The sequence below is a fragment of the Ekhidna sp. genome, assembly GCF_040223195.1.
GTDB lineage: Bacteria > Bacteroidota > Bacteroidia > Cytophagales > Cyclobacteriaceae > Ekhidna.
Window position 1 is genome coordinate 229,720 of sequence record NZ_JAVKDX010000006.1, and the last position, 16,179, is coordinate 245,898.

Consider the following 16,179-nt stretch of genomic DNA (forward strand, 5'->3'; position numbering starts at 1 on the left):
TAAATTTGGTTTATAATGTAAACTATTTTATTATTGTATCGTATTTATAGTAAACTTCTAAACTATGAGCAATAAAGAACTGTCAAAAGACGAAAGCCTGGCACTCATCACTGAGATGATAGGTCAGGCAAAAAGAAATGTAGCCAAGGGGGGAAGCTTCTATTTCCTGTTGTGGGGAAGTGTGGTGATGCTTGCCAATCTGGGACATTACCTGATAGAGACGAACAATTGGTATGATCACCCATACATTGTTTGGGTATTGATGATTCCTGCGGGGATTGTTTCCATGATTTATGGAGCGAAACAAGATCGGGAGGCGAAAGTGAAAAGTCACCTGGATCGACTTTATGGAATGATCTGGCTGGCAGTGTTCATTGGAATCTTGATAGTCCTATTCTTTATGAAAGACCTCAATTACAATATCAATGCCGTGATCCTTTCATTTGCGGCAATAGGGACATTTATTTCCGGTCAGGCGTTGCGATTTAACCCTTTAAATATGGGTGCGGTTGCTTTGTGGGCCGCCAGCATAGTAGCTTTTAATGTTACTCCTGTAGACCAATACTTAGTTGGAGCTATTGGTATATTCGCAGGATATTTAGTGCCTGGATATTTATTAAGAAAGGCGGAAAAATGAGTTTTGCACAATTGGATCCCTTACTTCATTCACAACTGCGACTGGCAGTTATGTCACTACTGATCGGCGTGGATTCTGCAGAGTTTGTTTTTATCAAAGAAAAAACCGGAGCAACGGCTGGTAACCTAAGCGTGCAACTAGATAAGCTTTCAAATGCCGGATATATAAGTGTAACCAAGTCATTCAAAGGGAAGAAACCTTTGACTACTTGTAGCATCACCAAAGTAGGAATAAAAGCTTTCGAGGAGTATGTGAATGCATTGAAGCAGTACATCGAGTAATTTTTTTTGAATTTATAGTTTATAATATAGACTGGTTTGAAATGAATAATTTAGTTAGTAGTGAAGTGGGGCTGGTTCACCTTATTGCCTCTATTCTGGCATTAATTTTTGGATCGTTGATTTTGATAATGTCAAAAGGGACGAGAAGGCACAAACAAGTTGGGTATGCATATGTAGCATCAATGCTGGTGTTGCTCTTCACTTCCTTTATGCTTTACAATCTGTTTGGTGGATTTGGTGTATTTCATATTGCATCAATCGTTAGCTCAGTTACACTTTTACTGGGTATGATGCCCGTTTTCTTCAAGCCAAAGAATTGGATTCTATATCACCTATCATGGATGTATTGGTCGGTCATTGGATTATATGCAGCGTTTGCCTCGGAGGTATTTACCAGGTTCTTTCCAGCACCTTTTTTCTCTGCGGTAGGCATTGCCACGGTTTTGATCATGATCGTTGGAGGCGTAGGTTTTAGACTCGGCCTCAAGAGTTGGAAGGAAAAATTTAGTAAACAATTAAAATCAAATTAGTATGAAACAGTTAGTATTTGCGGTGTTAATGATGCCAGGAATATGCCTTCTGGCTCAGCCGAAGCAATCAATGGAAAAGCTTAGTCCTTTCATCGGAAAATGGGAAGGAGGAGGCTGGTATATGGATCAAACAGGAACCAGGTATGAATTTACACAGTGTTGTAGATAGGGGGGAGATTAAATACTCAATAAATATAAAGGACGGAGTATGGAAGGAAAAAGGAGCCTACTCACCAGATGGAACAAACTGGTATCCGTTTATTGATTTTACCGTGAAAAAGATAGAATAATATCGGAGGGGAGAAATCCCCTTTTTCAATAACCTCCCCAAAACTTACGCAAAAACCATTCTGCTGAAAAAAGCATGAAAATGATCAAATACCACCACCAAGCCTGGTAGATCGGGATAAAGTCCTCCTCGCTTTTGATCACAGATTTGAAGTCTCGGTCTTTGACTTGCTGAACTAGTTTTTCTACCTCATTTACATGGGCATACATTCCACCTGTTTTGGCGGAGAGATTTTTTAGTAGCTGATGGTTAGCAGTAAGGTTTAAGTATTCGGGGTTGATGTTCTGAATCGAAAACTCGCCTTTGTCAGTCAGCGATTTATCACCAACCTGAACTTGTGCCACATATTTATATATGCCTGCGTCAAAGCTTGGTGCCCGGAAGGTGGAGTTGTACTCTGAGTCAGTAAAGTTGAAATTCTGGGATTCGCCGCTTTCTGAAGTGATGGTGATCGATATGTCGTTTTCGTAAAGACGCTCATAAATATCATTGTATACCTCCGTATCGAAAAGCACGGGCTCAGCGTCAGAGAAATTGTTTTTGCGCACGCGAAACCGAAATTGCTTCTTGTCATTTTTCACCGAGAGAAACTGAACCGTCTTCGTAATCAGATTTTTGAATTGTGTGGCATCTCCATGTATAGCCGCCTCCTGGAGCTTCCATTTCCAAATATTTTGCCCAAGCAGCACAGCGCTTTTTTGTGCCCCGTCATCAAATACCGCCATGAGCGGTTTTTGGGTTTTTATGCTCCCCAGTTTCTGGTACATCACCACCTCCACAGGGCCACTTATCTTATATTCCCCAAAAGGAACCTCAACCGGAGGATACTCCTCGAAAGCTGAAACATCCTCTATCTTGAATTTGCTGAAGTTTTGATTGAAGGAGCCAACCACCTTGTCTGGCTGAGATCCCCTTCGCTCGATGTTCAGATAGGGCAGGGTCTTGTTGGCCGAGGTAATGGAGCTTTCGTTGCTCATGATGTACCATAAGCCGGGTTTTTCTTTTGGGGTGTAGTTGATTCCGGAAGTAAATGCTCCATGAAAAATGACCACATCAAATATTTCATTGGGCTTTTCATTGTTGATCTCAGGAATATAAACCTCAGTCTGATAGTTTCCGGTCTCGGCAAGGGTGCTGCGGATCGCCTTGATGTCCGGGTGAGGAGAATTGGCCACAATTAGCACTTTTTGTCTTCCGTCAATGACCTCCATGAAAATGTTGGATCGGTTGTTTTCAAGCGTTGATTCCCCTTCAAGCGTAGAAATACTTGCTACCAAATGCCTGAGCCCTTCTTGCGGAGATTGAACCGTAAATTCAACTTCCTGAACAGAATTTCTCAACCTTACCATCTGTTCATCGATCAATTTGCCATTTTCTGAGAGCTGTACTTTTATCTGCTGATTATCGTATCCGTCTTGCGTTATTTCAAGTCGGATGGGGCTTTCATTGTCCTTGTAGGTTACTTTGTTGTACAATGTTCTGGAGATGCTTAGATCCTTCGGTGGAATGGTATCCCCCAGGCCAAGGGTGAAAGTAGGAACCACATAATTTTTATAAAACGGGGAGCTCCCCCGATTAAAGATGCCGTCTGAAGCGAGCAGCAAAGCCACATAGTTTTTCCTTTTCACCTCTTCTTCTGTCTTCCCTATGAGTCCCGCCAAGTCGGAGGAAGAAGCCGTAAATGCCGAAGTATCGGAAATCTTTATGGTACTCACCTCCATACCTGCATTTTCCAGCTCCTCTGTTAGGTAATTGATCTTATCTGAAATCTCTTTCTCCGATGCACGCGCCACTACGGATTGGGAATTGTCCAGCGCGATTGCAATTACAGGTTTCTCCACCCGATTAGTGATTTTTCGAATGGACGGAGAAAGGAAAAGCAGCAGCAAAGAAAAAAGGGCCAGAAAGCGAAGGCTGGCAAGGAGCCAGTTTTGCGCCTTATTCCAGGGAACATTTTTCTTGGAGTAAAGAAAAATGGAAAGACCTATGGAAGCAATTAGTATGAGTAAAACCCACCAGCCGGAATATTCCAAATGAAGAAAACTTCTATCCATTAATCACCTTTTTCGTGCTCCTTAGGTGCTATCAAACACCAAAGCTTGAATCTAACTCAAAAAGTACAATACGGGGTAGAATTTTAAAGGATACTCTTTTCTGATAAGCGATTAATTGATAAAGCCGGAAACCTCACTTGCGGAAATTTTTGTGAGCGCTATTCGTTCAAACCTGCCTGCTACGAATGTGGTGCCAAGCACAAGGATGGAATTATCACTCCCAATTTTTATAGAAGCAAATGTGTATGGGTTAAGGTACCCGATTCGGTGCATTCCACTGATCCCACCGGAGGAGTTGTAAAAATTGAGAAGAATTTGTCTTCCCTTGGTTTCACAGGCAAAGACCGAATAAGTATCTGCATCCGTGTAGTTTATTATTTGTGCCCGGGTATACGGCTTTACTTCTGCCATATTTCCCGGGAATAGATCGACACTTGAGGTGGTTCCGGTTGTTGATAGTGTGGCGGATGCAAGCTGGAAATTAGCATCAAATTGATAGCCTGCCACCGCAAAATCAGCCCCATTTATTGGTAGTACGGCTCGTATTCCGGCATTGCTGGCCTGCCCTTGAACTACCCCGCCTGGTGCATCCGAAAAATCGGTAAAGACTAAAGACAGGCTATAATTATAGAATCCATTGAAGTAATAATTTCCCGCTGATACCTCTCCGCAGAAGAAAGGCAATGGACGTTCGCTCGCATTCAGGTAGTGATTGATGATTTCTGCTTCCACATCGTCACCAGGCCCTATTGAGTAACGATTGCCATTTACAAAAGAGCCATCCAGGCCTATTTCAGAAATCTCGGTTTCCTGAGTCAGGGGATCATAGCTTTGGAGCAGGAAGTTTCCATTGCTCAATATCGAAGAAGAAAGTGGGTAGTTTATTCCACCGATTGCAACCTCTGACTGTACTTCCAATTGGGGACTAACCCCGATAAGTACAGCCTGCAGAGACGTGGGGTCCATAGCAAAGAAATAGCTGTTGCTGTCGGCCTCATTGAGATGCATTTTTCCGATCGGCACCACATAGTCCCTCAGCGTTCGCTCATCCTCATAATTTCCTTCCTCGTCTACCTTGATTAGCTGCACTCCTGCAAAGTCAGATTTGGAAAGCTCTGTGCCAGTCAAGATGATGAAACCATCTATAGTCTCCACCACATCAATGGGCTTATAATTTACATCCAGGTCAGAGTCGTCATAAATCTTGAAAAATGACTCAGTCAACGAAGGTTCATCATCAGCACACCCACTAACCAAGGTGGTAAACAAGGTAATTACCACACTTAGAATTAAGGTAGAGGGTTTTGATGTTTGGTACTTGATTTTTTTGGTGCTCATAGCTTCTCAAATGAATAGGTCAGGCGTTACGCTTGTCAGTAGGCTTTGAATTGTTGGTCTATAAATCGGAAAGGGAATACGAAACTTAGTGAGATGTTCAGGTCTCTAAGGAAAATTTCGTCATTTGTTTCGCCTAATGACGCAAGCTCATTTTGTTGGGCATTGGGTTGTGTTGCTGAGGTCAAGGAATGTTTATATCCTACTTCAAAGACCGTCCGGATATTCCAGTAGTCCAGGTTTACACCCACACCTCCTGACACCCCTGAAAAGGGTTTGAAAGCATCCTTTACTCCGAGTGAGGCAGATCCCCCATCGGATGTAATGGCATTTCCTGATGAATAATCTATCTGGGTAATGCCCACCTCTTTTTGAGCGGATAAAATCCGGCTGTGAAATCCACCAACCATTACGAAAGGTCTGATTTTTCCAGATCGGATGATATCATACTTGATCATAAGGGGCAGCTCCAGTATGTCGATGCGCTGCTCAACATCGTACCTCGTTTCAAACCGGTTGCCTGAGATTTCTCCACGCCATTCCAGAAGGCTGTTGTAGCTATATCTGCTTCGTTTGTATGCAGGCTGAAAGGAAGCAGAAAAGCCTCTGTGATAGAAGTTCATCTCCAGGCCTACATGTGCGCCTGGAAGTGCAAAATCATCATAGCTTTTTTGTAAGCTATCTGCATTGTAGTCGATGGGACTGAAACCCACATTTCTAGTTTCAGGATATGCCTGGGTATAGTTGATACCCATTTTTATTCCCAGCCAAAACTGGGTATCCAAAAAGGATTCCAGCGGATTTTTGGCAGGTTTCTTTTGTGCCATCGACAGGGTTGATAGCAGCATCAGCGAAAGAAATATCCTGAGCTTACTTGCGGATGATGAGCCTTTTCGTGTCATCTAACATTTCAGATTTAGCTTTAATAAAATAGAATCCCGGACTGAATGAATCCAGCATGAAGGAAAAGATATGATCACCCGGCCCAACCCTTCTGGCACTTTGAGCCACCACATCTCCTCGCACATTAATGAGCTGTACAGTCACGTCCTGATAGTTATTTACAAAAATTTTTGCCTGGGCGTATGTGGATGCAGGATTTGGATATACTGATTCAATCCGGTAGTTCTTTTTCACGTATTCCTTTTCACCCAGGATCACGTCTTTGATCAGGTCCATTGGCTCATAATTTCCACCGGCAGGATTTGGCCCTTCAATAAAGTCTCGGAAGAAAATATCGTTAGCAATGACCGATCTATCGACTCCCATCCATTCATAAAGAATGTTTGCATAGATCTGGCGATAGTCAAATTGCATTCCAACGTTGCTTTGGGATACATCCGGTACGGTTCCGTAGATTCCAGGCTTCACACCCAAACCAAACATCATGACCGGCCCGCCAGTGCCGTGATCGCTACCGTAGCTTCCGTTTGATCCAACCCGTCTTCCAAACTCAGACATAGAGATCGTTAACACACGATCTTCCAGCCCTCTTGATCTCAAGTCTCTTTGGAAAGCATGCATGGCTGACGAGATATGATAAAGGAGGGCAGAATGAACACCCATGGTGGAATCATAATCTTCTACCTGAGAGGCATGCGTATCAAAACCACCAATTTTCACCAGGAATACTTTGGTTTTCACCCCACCGGCCAATAATCTCGCCACCAGTTTCAGCTGGTTGCTCAGCGGATTTCTTTTTGATCCGTTTGGTGCATTGAACGGATAGGTTTCAGGGTAAGTCACCGAGGTGTCAGCGGAAGAAGCGTAGATTTCTGCTAGTCGTTTAATATATGTTTCGGACTTGTCTTCCAGCCCCAAAATCCAATTCATTTCCCGTCCATAAGGCGAATTGTTGAGAAAGGGAGGTGGATTTCCTCTCGGATCCACACCCTCATCTGTAAACCCTTCCAGTTGTTCAATAAGATTAGCCAAATTCTCCGGGTTGCTACCCAGGGAAATGGAAGTGGGAATATTTCCTTCTTGGTGGAAAAGCAGTGAGACATCATTTCCCATTTCCAGTGCCAGTGGATCAGGCATTTCTTCAGTTGGGAAGTCGGTCGGGTAGGTTAAAGGTTCATACTCCTGGCCAAGATATCGACCGATCCACCCTGAACTGAAGTAATCATCAGAATCGCCTCCCATAAACCAGATGTCCCGTCCCCGGAAATGGGAGCCATTATTATTTTCATAGGATACCCCCTGAAAAACAGCAGCTTTGCCTGTATCATATAAGCGTTTGAAGTCATGCATGTCAGGGTGAAGCCCCACTTGCTCTTCACTTGCCACGGTGCTGTCAAGCGGGATCAGCGTGCGGTTGCCAACTTTGTAAGGGATGGCAATGTTGGCCCTTCGGCTGTAATATTCATCGTAATTAGATATGGGTATAATCGTATTGAGGCCGTCATTTCCACCATGCATTTGCAGTATGATCAGTACCCGATCATTGGTGCTTTGCTGAGCTATGTGCTGAACCTCATAATGCGAAGCCAATAGCTTTATGGGTACACCATGAAAAGCCAGAGGAGCGCCAGCTGCGAAACCAATTTTCTTTAAAAAATTCCTTCTTTTCATAGCTGCTGATTACATAAGTTGATATTCGGGTGATTGCAGCATGGCGTTAAATAACTCCACGATCTGGTTGGCCCGTGTATTAGCATCCAGATTACCATCCCACCGGGTGGTCCAGGCTGCTTCAGGGTCGGGATCAATCGCAAATTCAAACATGGCAGCTTTGAAATAACTAAGCCGCTCAGTGGTAAGTTCTCCTCCGGCAACAGAGAAGGACAGGTTCTCAGAATTTGGCAGAAAATATTCAGCCACAGCAATGATGAAATCATCAGCGATCCGGATGGTGCCCAAATCAAAATTGTTGACCACAAACTCAAACACATTCACCTGGCTCATTTCCATGTTATTGCCGTCAGAGAGTGCCCTTCGGACAAAATCGTATCTGTTGGTTAGGTAATTGGTCGTGATCCAGCTTCGGTTAAAAATTGGAAACTGATGATAAGCGGCATACCCTGCTACCTCAAAGGGTTCATAGTAATCCATGCCTTGCTGACTGATAGTCCCCAGCAATCCAGTGGTGAAGTTGTAATACTCCGTGAGTTCGGTTTCATAATCAGGAAGCTGGATTTCAAAATTCCGAATGAACCCGAGCGTGAGGTCAATAGGAGATTTTATGATACTTCCGAAGTTGTTGTCGTCTTCTCCGGCTTCCGCCTCATAAAAATGCTCACTTGTCAGCAATGCTTCCAATACTGGCTGAATTTTAAATTCATTTGCGGTGAAGATGTCAGCCATCTCCTGAATAATGTCATTTTGTAAGCTGAGATCAATCTGATGATAAACGAAGAAACGATAAAGTTCTCTGCAAATGCTTCGGGTTGTTTCAGCCTGATCATAAATCAGGTCAACAAACTGACTGATTTCATCCAGCACACTTTCTTCTGTCGGGTTACCGCCTTGCAAGAGATCGGTATTGGGAGTTACTGTGCCATTTGCCATTCTGGAGCTAAAGTTTTTCACCCCTTCTTCATGGCTGCTGGCAATCGTCCCTCCACGAATAATCCCTCTGGGTATGCCAGTTTCATCATCCAAATTGGAAAACGTTGGATCCACATTAAACCCGGATAGCACGCGCGCTCCTGCCTGCACATCCTCCTCCGTGTAGAAAAAATAGTCTCCCTCAAATTCAGGTTCAGGCACATTCCCCTCCAAACCTCTGCCAATGGAATAGAGCTCAAGAAGCTCACGGGCATAGTTTTCATTGGGGCTTCCTTTGACGTTTAATCTGCCATCAAGAAAGACCAGCATGGCATTGTCTACACTAAGTTTTTTTGTAAGCTGCTTGAAGTTTCTTGGGACGATGATATCCGGATCCATTGGGTCGTCCGCAGGAATGGACAAATCTTCACTATCAAACGCAAACAGCCGGAAAAGTGCCTGCTGGTAAAATAGTGCTCTGGAACTTCCTACAACCGATCTTTTCGTGGTGAAATGCGTGTGAAGAAAATAAACCAAGCGTTCTCTAAATATATAAGGAAGCTTAACTGAGTCATCTATGCCATTGCCCAACATCTGTCCCAGATGCCACGCCAGAAAATATCGTTCCAGCTCAAATCCTTCACTTTGCGGTGCAAAATCTCCGGTAATCCATTCATTACCGGAAAGCGGATCGATCGGAAGGACCGGATCAGGGAGAGTGGTATTAAATAGCTGGTCAACTGCTTCTGCTGGTGTAAGTGCAGCAAATGCATCAATCTCGGCAATTGACCCTGCAAAGCACGTACGACGGAGAAGGTGAGCAGCTCTTTTCCTACCTAGTGCGCTGGTTAGTTCTACTAAAGGCATTCGAGCTGATTTGATAATAGAACACTAAAATTAAAACATTTATTATAAAATAAATGATAAAAAATCTTCAAATAGTTTAACTAATTGTTAAGACAATAAAAAACCCACCAATACTTGGTTCATTCAGATAGTCGTTCTCCTTTGTCAAGTTTTGTCGAACAGATACTGAAACAAGTTCAGTATGACTTTTCAATTGAAATGAAGCCTACATTTTATAAGCTGTCATGCTGAATTTATTTCAGCATCTAAAACTTGATAAAGGAGGACTAGTTATGCCGTAGTGAAATCAAGTTAGCATTCCTCCATCTACCTGAATGGTCTGACCTGTGATATAAGCTGACAGATCCGAGCCAAGGAAGATACATGCATTTGCTACATCTTCAGGAGCTCCGCCTCTTTTCAATGGAATGGCATCTCTCCAGCTTTGTACTGTTTTTTCATCCAATGCATCTGTCATTTCGGTTTCAATGAATCCCGGAGCAATAGCATTGCATCTAATTCCTCTTGATCCCAATTCCAACGCCACCGACTTAGTAAATCCGATGATTCCTGCTTTGGAAGCAGCATAGTTTGCCTGTCCGGCATTTCCTTTCACACCTACTACAGATGACATATTTATAATTGAGCCGCTTCGCTGCTTCATCATGGTTCGACACGCCGCTTTCACCGTGTTGAAACAAGACTTAAGGTTAATATTCATGATTGCATCCCAATCTTCCTCACTCATTCTCATCAGCAGATTGTCTTTTGTGATCCCGGCATTATTGATCAAAATATCTAGTGAGCCAAACTCTCCTACCACACCATTGATAAGTTCTTGTGCAGCTTGATAATCGGAAGCGTCAGATCGGAATCCTTTTGCTTTAATTCCCCTTGATGCAAGTTCTTTTTCCAAAGCTTCGCCTTTTTCAACGCTAGACAAATATGTAAATGCGACATTAGCACCTTGTTCAGCATATTGCTCAGCAATGGCTTTGCCTATTCCTTTGGATGCTCCGGTAATGAGTGCTGTTTTTCCTTCTAGTAATTTCATGTGTGAGTGATTCAAAATTAAAGGTCAAAGATAATGAGTCATGGAAGACTGCTTAGCCCTTATTTTCCACAACTTTTCGGGTTAAATTTGCGCCTCAATTTAAAATCTATAAAGCATGGCATCTAAATATGATCTAATTGTAATCGGAAGTGGACCTGGCGGATATGTAGCAGCTATCAGAGCATCGCAGCTTGGAATGAAAGTAGGAGTGGTGGAAAAAGCAGAGCTTGGTGGTGTTTGTTTGAACTGGGGATGTATCCCAACCAAAGCACTTTTGAAGAGCGCACAAGTATTTGATTACATCAATCATGCAGAAGATTACGGGATCAAGGTAAAAGATGCAAAAGCTGATTTCTCCGGCATGGTGAAGAGGAGCCGTGAAGTAGCGGGAGGTATGAGCAAGGGAATTCAGTTCCTTTTCAAGAAAAACAAAATCGATCACATTGCAGGACATGGTACTTTGAAGAAGGGTAAAAAGGTAGAAGTGAAAGGTACTGATGGAAAAGTAACAACTTATGATGCTGATCATATCATTTTAGCAACAGGAGGAAGATCCAGAGAGCTTCCAACTATGCCTATCGATGGCAAAAAAATCATTGGTTACCGTGAGGCCATGACACTCGACAAGCAACCGAAGAAAATGGTGGTAGTAGGTTCAGGAGCAATTGGTGTTGAGTTTGCCTATTTCTATAGCACACTTGGTACTGAGGTGACCATTGTTGAATTCATGGATAAGATCGTTCCCGTGGAGGATGACGATGTGAGCAAGCAACTGGAAAGATCATTCAAAAAGGCTGGAATGAATATCATGACCAGTTCTGAGGTGACCAAAGTAGATACAAAAGGTACGGGCTGCAAAGTGACAGTAAAAACCAAAAAAGGAGAAGAGCAGATCAATTGCGATATTGTACTTTCTGCAGTGGGTGTAGCTACCAACCTTGAAAACCTGGGATTGGAAGACGTAGGTGTCAAGACCGAGAAAGGAAAAGTGATTGTAGATGATTACTACAAAACGAATGTTGACGGAGTATATGCCATTGGAGATATCGTGAAAGGTCAGGCTTTAGCACACGTTGCTTCTGCGGAAGGAATTATCTGTGTAGAGAAAATCAAAGGCATGCATGTGGAGCCATTGGATTATAACAACATTCCGGGATGTACCTACTGTTCTCCTGAGGTGGCATCTGTTGGATACACCGAGAAAGCTGCCAAAGAAGCTGGCTATGAAATCAAAGTAGGGAAGTTCCCATTCTCTGCTTCAGGAAAGGCAAAAGCTGCAGGAGCTGCTGATGGTTTCGTGAAAGTAATTTTTGATGCGAAATACGGCGAGTGGTTGGGAGCACACATGATCGGATTTAATGTGACTGAGATGATCGCAGAGGCAGTTGCGGCTAGAAAGCTTGAAACTACAGGCCATGAAATTATCAAGACGGTACACCCTCACCCAACCATGAGTGAAGCGGTGATGGAAGCTGCAGCGGCAGCTTATGATGAGGTGATTCACCTTTAGGAGATTCTTAAGAAAAATAAAAAGCCCCGATTCGGGGCTTTTTTATGCTAAAGTTTTTATTCGATTACTAACCTGATAACTGTAGCCATTAAGTAGTCGTTTCAAATCTTCCAATACTGCAGAACCGGTAGGCATTGCTCCGGCACCTTTCCCTACAAACACGTGTCTTCCACTAATCAGCGTCTCCACGCTGATCGCATTGTTCTCAAAATCAACTGAGTAAAATTCATCGTTTGCACCTACCATTTCAGGCTTTACCGAGCAGCTAATTTCCTGATTGGTCTTTTTCAGAGATGCCACAAGTTTGATTTTTCTTCCCTTTGTTTTCGCACGCTTTATATCTTCTTTCGTCACGTTTTCGATGCTTTCAATCTCGAAGCTTTTCATGGAGGGAACTTCTCCGAAAGCATGATAAGCAAGGATCGAAAGTTTATACGATGCATCAATCCCACTGACATCTAGAAGAGGATTACGCTCTGCAAATCCCTTTGCCTGCGCTTCCTTCAGTGCCTGCTCAAATGTCCAGCCATGTAACTGCATCTGAGTCAAAATGTAATTGGAAGAGCCGTTCAAAATACCTCGGATCTCTGTGATTTCCTGATCCCGAAAAAATCCGTCTACTGCGTTGACGATCGGGATACCACCACCAACAGCTGCCTCGTACAAAAAGCTTGAGTCAAAGCTTGTGTGCCATATAGCCACGTTTTGAAGTGACTCACCAATCATTTTTTTGTTGGCACTGATCACGTCTTTGCCAGCCAGCAACGCTTTTTCCACATAGGTTTTGGCTGCATCCGGATCATCAATCAGTTCAATAATGATGTCAATCTCAGAATCACCGAGCAGCTCCTCAGGATTATCAGTAAAGTATAATTCATGACCGATTCGTGGCAAATCCAGTCGCTTTACACACACCTTCGCAATCTGTGCAGCCAAGTGTGGGTATTTTTTCAGGTTTTCATAAAACCCTTTTCCAACAGTCCCAAAACCAAATAATCCGATTTTTTTTGGGGTTTTCATTTAAGTTCTTTCTTTAATATTTCATTGATTTGACTGGTCTCTAATAAGAATCCATCATGTCCATACAAACTGGATATGATGTGAAAGGAGCTATTCGGAGTATGATTTGCGATGAACTCCTGCTCTGCCACCGGAAACAAAATATCCGTATCCAGGCCAATGGCAATTGTTCTGGATTGAATCCTGCCGAGCGCCTGTTCCAGTCCTCCATAGTGACGTCCCACATCTTGGCTATCCATCGCTTTAGACAGGGTATAGTAGCTGAACGGGCTGAACCTTTTTCTGAGTTTTTCACCCTGATAGCGTTGATAGGAGGAGGCTGAAAACTCGTCTCGCCTTCCATCCCGATCTGTCTGCGTTTCTACATAGGTGTTGTAATGCCTGTAAGAGAGCATGGCAATCGCCCTTGCAGCGTCCAATCCCTTTTCAGAATCAGCTTGCAAAGCCATACGCTGGGCCTCATTAAAGGCAATACCCCAGGCAGAGTGCTTCGCATTGGTGGCAATTGGCACGATTGTTTCAAATACATCGGGCTCCTGCACCGCCCATTCCAGCAATTGCTGACCACCCATCGAACCACCAATGCCCAACCTGATTTTTGCAATGCCCAGATGGTTTTTGAGTTGCTTAAGCGGCTCAACAATGTCACGGATGGTCAATGTCGGAAAGTCATAGTTTTTTGGTTCGGTACTTCCGTAGCAGGAGCCAATGATATTGGCACACACTATGAAGTCTTTATCCGGATGAATGGGACTACCCTCAGAAAACAGATTCTCCCACCAATCCGAAGGATCGCTGTTTGCTGTCAGCGCATGAAAAATCCAGAACACATTGGATTTTTCACCATTGAGTTGTCCCCAGGTAGTGTATTGGACCCTAAGATCCCGGAGCGTTTTTCCACACTCCAGGACCAAAGGTTCCTCAACCTTATAACTATGTGTTTCAGACTTCTGTGCTTGCATATACTTTTTCAAAGGCTTGTTCAAAATCGGATTTGATATCATCTATGTGCTCAATTCCGACTGATACCCTCAAAAGATTTGGTAAAACCCCGGCATCTAGCTGCTCCTGCTCGGACAGTTGCTGGTGCGTGGTTGCCGAAGGCTGGATGATCAGGGTTTTCGCGTCACCTACATTGGCAAGGTGACTCACCAGTTTGAGGTTGTTTACAAATTCCTTCGTTTCTTCTTTCTCACCTTTAAGTTGGAAAGAGAGTACTCCGCCGAATCCATTGGTCAGGTATTTATTGGCCAAAGAATGATACGGGCTGGAATGCAACCCCGGATAGTTCACCTTCTCAACCAGCGAATGCTGTTCCAGCCAGTTGGCTAGCTCTAGCGCATTGTCTACCGTTCGCTGCACTCTCAGGGAAAGTGTTTCTAACCCCTGAAGCAGTAAGAATGAATTGAATGGACTAAGCGCAGGTCCAAAATCTCTCAGACCTTCCACCCGGGCCCGGATGGCGAAAGCAATGTTTGGCAAGCCAAGCGGGTTCCCCTCACCAAATACCTCCCAGAACTTCAGGCCATGATATCCCTCGGATGGTTCGGTGAATTGCGGATATTTTCCATTGCCCCAGTTGTAGTTTCCGCTATCGACAATCACACCGCCGATAGAGGTACCGTGACCACCGATCCATTTAGTCGCCGATGCAGTAACCACTGCAGCGCCATGTTCGATCGGACGGAAAAGGTAGCCAGCAGCACCAAAGGTGTTATCGACCACCAGCGGAATATCATAGTCCCTGGCTACTTCAGCAATTGCGTCGAAATCAGGAATATTGAACTCTGGATTACCGATCGTTTCCAGATAGATCGCTTTCGTATGCTCATCAATGAGCTTTTCAAAGTCTGATGCTTTATCTGTTTTGGCGAAGCGTGTTTCAATTCCCAGCCGTTTAAACGCAACCTTGAATTGATTGTACGTGCCACCGTAGAGAAAAGAAGTGGAGATGAAATTATCTCCGGCTTGAAGGATGTTGTTCAATGCAATGAACTGAGCTGCCTGGCCGGACCCGACAGCCAAAGCTGCTACTCCTCCTTCTAAAGCGGCAATTCGCTTTTCGAACACATCGGTAGTCGGGTTCATGATTCGGGTATAAATATTTCCGAATTCCTTTAGAGCAAATAGATTGGCTCCATGCTCCGAATCCCTGAATGTGTAGGATGAGGTCTGGTAAATCGGTACTGCACGTGATCGGGTGGTTTCATCAATTTCCTGACCGGCGTGTAGCTGAAGTGTTTCGTATTTTAATTCTTGTGACATGATTCTGTTTTTTAATTGATTGAAAATGAAATAGGAGTAGCGTTGGTCAAATTGTCATTGACTGGGCATCTGTGTGAAATCTCTGCCAGCCACTTTTTCTTAAGCTCCGGATCAATTTCCGAAGTGGTCTCAAGTCGTACATCGATCTGCTTGTAGCCGGCTCGTTCGTCGAGTGACTTACCAAACAGTCGATTGGGATTGAGAAAGCCATCGATATTGATTTTGAGATTCTCCAGATAGAAGTCAAGCTCTTCAGCGATGATATGTGCTACCACATTGATACATCCTGCATATCCTGCCAGGATGTATTCTATCGGATTCGGTGCTTGATTTGTACCTCCTAGAGATTCTGGTTCATCAACTGTGAGGTCAAATCCTCTTGTTTGTATGCGTGTTTTAGCTCTAGATTCGCTTACAGAGCTTACTGAAAATTTTAATTCTTTAGACATATTCGTAATTCGTTTTTTTGAAAAAAGTGTGATGGAGTGGATTTATCATGCATAACTGAAGAATGCAAATACATGATTTGGATTTTTCCGGAGAAGACGCACTTGCTCCTTAAGATGATCACAAACCCAGATGGATCAAATGTGGATTACCTATTGCTGCAACAGCAACACATGAAAAAGAAATGGGCGATCGACGAGGAAGTGTAATTCCCCTGCTTGACAAGCTGGTCAATACTTGGGAGAGCGATGTGAAGTTGTGTGTTCATAGCAATCAATTTATCGTTCAGGAATTAGCACCGTTTCCGATTTTCGGAGGGTTGCTAGCGCGTCATAGAGCCTGTCTCTCGGCGCTTCTTTATAAATCGATACCTTATCGATTTGATGATGCAAACGTAGAGTAGGAATTTTGGTTTCTCCAAA

At 43.7% G+C, this 16,179-nt stretch carries 16 protein-coding genes and 1 riboswitch; of the genes, 6 read left to right on the forward strand and 10 right to left on the reverse strand.

Annotated features, from left to right (window positions below; translation table 11 throughout):
- The first annotated feature begins 64 nt into the window (after positions 1-64).
- The 4 genes from RLN88_RS02480 to RLN88_RS02495 all read left to right on the forward strand — a co-directional run bounded on the left by RLN88_RS02480 (position 65) and on the right by RLN88_RS02495 (position 1,738).
- On the forward strand, positions 65-637 hold the full coding sequence (locus RLN88_RS02480) for a hypothetical protein (protein ID WP_350219791.1): 573 nt from the start codon (positions 65-67) through the stop codon (positions 635-637).
- On the forward strand, positions 634-918 hold the full coding sequence (locus tag RLN88_RS02485; protein WP_350219792.1) for a winged helix-turn-helix domain-containing protein: 285 nt from the start codon (positions 634-636) through the stop codon (positions 916-918). Before RLN88_RS02480 ends, RLN88_RS02485 begins: the two co-directional genes overlap by 4 nt.
- A gap of 41 nt (positions 919-959) precedes the next feature.
- Positions 960-1,448, forward strand: a complete 489-nt coding sequence (locus tag RLN88_RS02490; protein ID WP_350219793.1) for a DUF2306 domain-containing protein — start codon at positions 960-962, stop codon at positions 1,446-1,448.
- Between the two features lie 143 nt (positions 1,449-1,591).
- On the forward strand, positions 1,592-1,738 hold the full coding sequence (locus RLN88_RS02495) for a hypothetical protein (RefSeq protein ID WP_350219794.1): 147 nt from the start codon (positions 1,592-1,594) through the stop codon (positions 1,736-1,738).
- A 25-nt stretch (positions 1,739-1,763) separates the two neighbouring features.
- On the opposite strand, the gene RLN88_RS02500 is transcribed toward RLN88_RS02495, so the two are convergent.
- The 6 genes from RLN88_RS02500 to fabG all read right to left on the reverse strand — a co-directional run bounded on the left by RLN88_RS02500 (position 1,764) and on the right by fabG (position 10,515).
- Entirely contained in the window at positions 1,764-3,791 is a 2,028-nt protein-coding gene (locus RLN88_RS02500; protein WP_350219795.1) for a hypothetical protein, read from the reverse strand.
- A gap of 111 nt (positions 3,792-3,902) precedes the next feature.
- Positions 3,903-5,129 (reverse strand): hypothetical protein, encoded by a 1,227-nt coding sequence (locus tag RLN88_RS02505; RefSeq protein ID WP_350219796.1) that lies wholly within the window; start codon positions 5,127-5,129, stop codon positions 3,903-3,905.
- A gap of 35 nt (positions 5,130-5,164) precedes the next feature.
- Positions 5,165-6,028, reverse strand: a complete 864-nt coding sequence (locus RLN88_RS02510) for an outer membrane beta-barrel protein (RefSeq protein ID WP_350219797.1) — start codon at positions 6,026-6,028, stop codon at positions 5,165-5,167.
- Positions 5,997-7,700, reverse strand: coding sequence for a DUF1501 domain-containing protein (locus RLN88_RS02515; protein ID WP_350219798.1), 1,704 nt, complete (start codon positions 7,698-7,700; stop codon positions 5,997-5,999). The genes RLN88_RS02510 and RLN88_RS02515 overlap by 32 nt, the downstream gene beginning before the upstream one ends.
- Positions 7,701-7,709: 9 nt before the next feature.
- Entirely contained in the window at positions 7,710-9,482 is a 1,773-nt protein-coding gene (locus tag RLN88_RS02520) for a DUF1800 domain-containing protein (RefSeq protein ID WP_350219799.1), read from the reverse strand.
- Positions 9,483-9,768: 286 nt separating this feature from the next.
- Positions 9,769-10,515 (reverse strand): 3-oxoacyl-[acyl-carrier-protein] reductase, encoded by a 747-nt coding sequence (gene fabG / locus RLN88_RS02525; protein ID WP_350219800.1) that lies wholly within the window; start codon positions 10,513-10,515, stop codon positions 9,769-9,771.
- A gap of 115 nt (positions 10,516-10,630) precedes the next feature.
- Between fabG and lpdA the strand changes: the two genes are divergently transcribed.
- Entirely contained in the window at positions 10,631-12,025 is a 1,395-nt protein-coding gene (lpdA, locus tag RLN88_RS02530; RefSeq protein WP_350219801.1) for a dihydrolipoyl dehydrogenase, read from the forward strand.
- A 42-nt stretch (positions 12,026-12,067) separates the two neighbouring features.
- Here lpdA and RLN88_RS02535 read toward each other — a convergent pair whose 3' ends face one another.
- Genes RLN88_RS02535 through RLN88_RS02550 form a run of 4 tightly spaced genes read right to left on the reverse strand, consistent with a single transcriptional unit; the run spans position 12,068 to position 15,759 of the window.
- Positions 12,068-13,045, reverse strand: coding sequence for a homoserine dehydrogenase (locus RLN88_RS02535; protein ID WP_350219802.1), 978 nt, complete (start codon positions 13,043-13,045; stop codon positions 12,068-12,070).
- Positions 13,042-14,007 carry a homoserine O-acetyltransferase family protein gene (locus tag RLN88_RS02540; protein ID WP_350219803.1) on the reverse strand — a complete coding sequence of 322 codons (966 nt, stop codon included), beginning with the start codon at positions 14,005-14,007 and terminating at the stop codon, positions 13,042-13,044. The genes RLN88_RS02535 and RLN88_RS02540 overlap by 4 nt, the downstream gene beginning before the upstream one ends.
- Entirely contained in the window at positions 13,988-15,310 is a 1,323-nt protein-coding gene (locus tag RLN88_RS02545) for an O-acetylhomoserine aminocarboxypropyltransferase/cysteine synthase family protein (protein ID WP_350219804.1), read from the reverse strand. Before RLN88_RS02545 ends, RLN88_RS02540 begins: the two co-directional genes overlap by 20 nt.
- Positions 15,311-15,321: 11 nt before the next feature.
- The gene (locus tag RLN88_RS02550; protein ID WP_350219805.1) at positions 15,322-15,759 is read right to left on the reverse strand and encodes an OsmC family protein; all 438 of its coding nucleotides are present in this window, start codon (positions 15,757-15,759) and stop codon (positions 15,322-15,324) included.
- A gap of 72 nt (positions 15,760-15,831) precedes the next feature.
- Between RLN88_RS02550 and RLN88_RS02555 the strand changes: the two genes are divergently transcribed.
- Positions 15,832-15,966, forward strand: coding sequence for a hypothetical protein (locus RLN88_RS02555; protein ID WP_350219806.1), 135 nt, complete (start codon positions 15,832-15,834; stop codon positions 15,964-15,966).
- Between the two features lie 52 nt (positions 15,967-16,018).
- Positions 16,019-16,123: riboswitch (SAM riboswitch) on the reverse strand.
- Positions 16,124-16,179: the final 56 nt, after the last annotated feature.

Excerpts from the sequence above, each read along its gene's own strand:
- RLN88_RS02485 (WP_350219792.1), top strand. The coding sequence starts at position 634 with ATGAGTTTTGCACAATTGGATCCCTTACTTCATTCACAACTGCGACTG.
- fabG (WP_350219800.1), bottom strand. The coding sequence starts at position 10,515 with ATGAAATTACTAGAAGGAAAAACAGCACTCATTACCGGAGCATCCAAA.
- RLN88_RS02510 (WP_350219797.1), bottom strand. The coding sequence starts at position 6,028 with ATGACACGAAAAGGCTCATCATCCGCAAGTAAGCTCAGGATATTTCTT.
- RLN88_RS02480 (WP_350219791.1), top strand. The coding sequence starts at position 65 with ATGAGCAATAAAGAACTGTCAAAAGACGAAAGCCTGGCACTCATCACT.
- RLN88_RS02495 (WP_350219794.1), top strand. The coding sequence starts at position 1,592 with ATGAATTTACACAGTGTTGTAGATAGGGGGGAGATTAAATACTCAATA.
- RLN88_RS02490 (WP_350219793.1), top strand. The coding sequence starts at position 960 with ATGAATAATTTAGTTAGTAGTGAAGTGGGGCTGGTTCACCTTATTGCC.
- RLN88_RS02500 (WP_350219795.1), bottom strand. The coding sequence starts at position 3,791 with ATGGATAGAAGTTTTCTTCATTTGGAATATTCCGGCTGGTGGGTTTTA.
- RLN88_RS02550 (WP_350219805.1), bottom strand. The coding sequence starts at position 15,759 with ATGTCTAAAGAATTAAAATTTTCAGTAAGCTCTGTAAGCGAATCTAGA.
- RLN88_RS02555 (WP_350219806.1), top strand. The coding sequence starts at position 15,832 with ATGATTTGGATTTTTCCGGAGAAGACGCACTTGCTCCTTAAGATGATC.
- RLN88_RS02505 (WP_350219796.1), bottom strand. The coding sequence starts at position 5,129 with ATGAGCACCAAAAAAATCAAGTACCAAACATCAAAACCCTCTACCTTA.
- RLN88_RS02515 (WP_350219798.1), bottom strand. The coding sequence starts at position 7,700 with ATGAAAAGAAGGAATTTTTTAAAGAAAATTGGTTTCGCAGCTGGCGCT.
- RLN88_RS02520 (WP_350219799.1), bottom strand. The coding sequence starts at position 9,482 with ATGCCTTTAGTAGAACTAACCAGCGCACTAGGTAGGAAAAGAGCTGCT.
- RLN88_RS02540 (WP_350219803.1), bottom strand. The coding sequence starts at position 14,007 with ATGCAAGCACAGAAGTCTGAAACACATAGTTATAAGGTTGAGGAACCT.
- lpdA (WP_350219801.1), top strand. The coding sequence starts at position 10,631 with ATGGCATCTAAATATGATCTAATTGTAATCGGAAGTGGACCTGGCGGA.
- RLN88_RS02545 (WP_350219804.1), bottom strand. The coding sequence starts at position 15,310 with ATGTCACAAGAATTAAAATACGAAACACTTCAGCTACACGCCGGTCAG.
- RLN88_RS02535 (WP_350219802.1), bottom strand. The coding sequence starts at position 13,045 with ATGAAAACCCCAAAAAAAATCGGATTATTTGGTTTTGGGACTGTTGGA.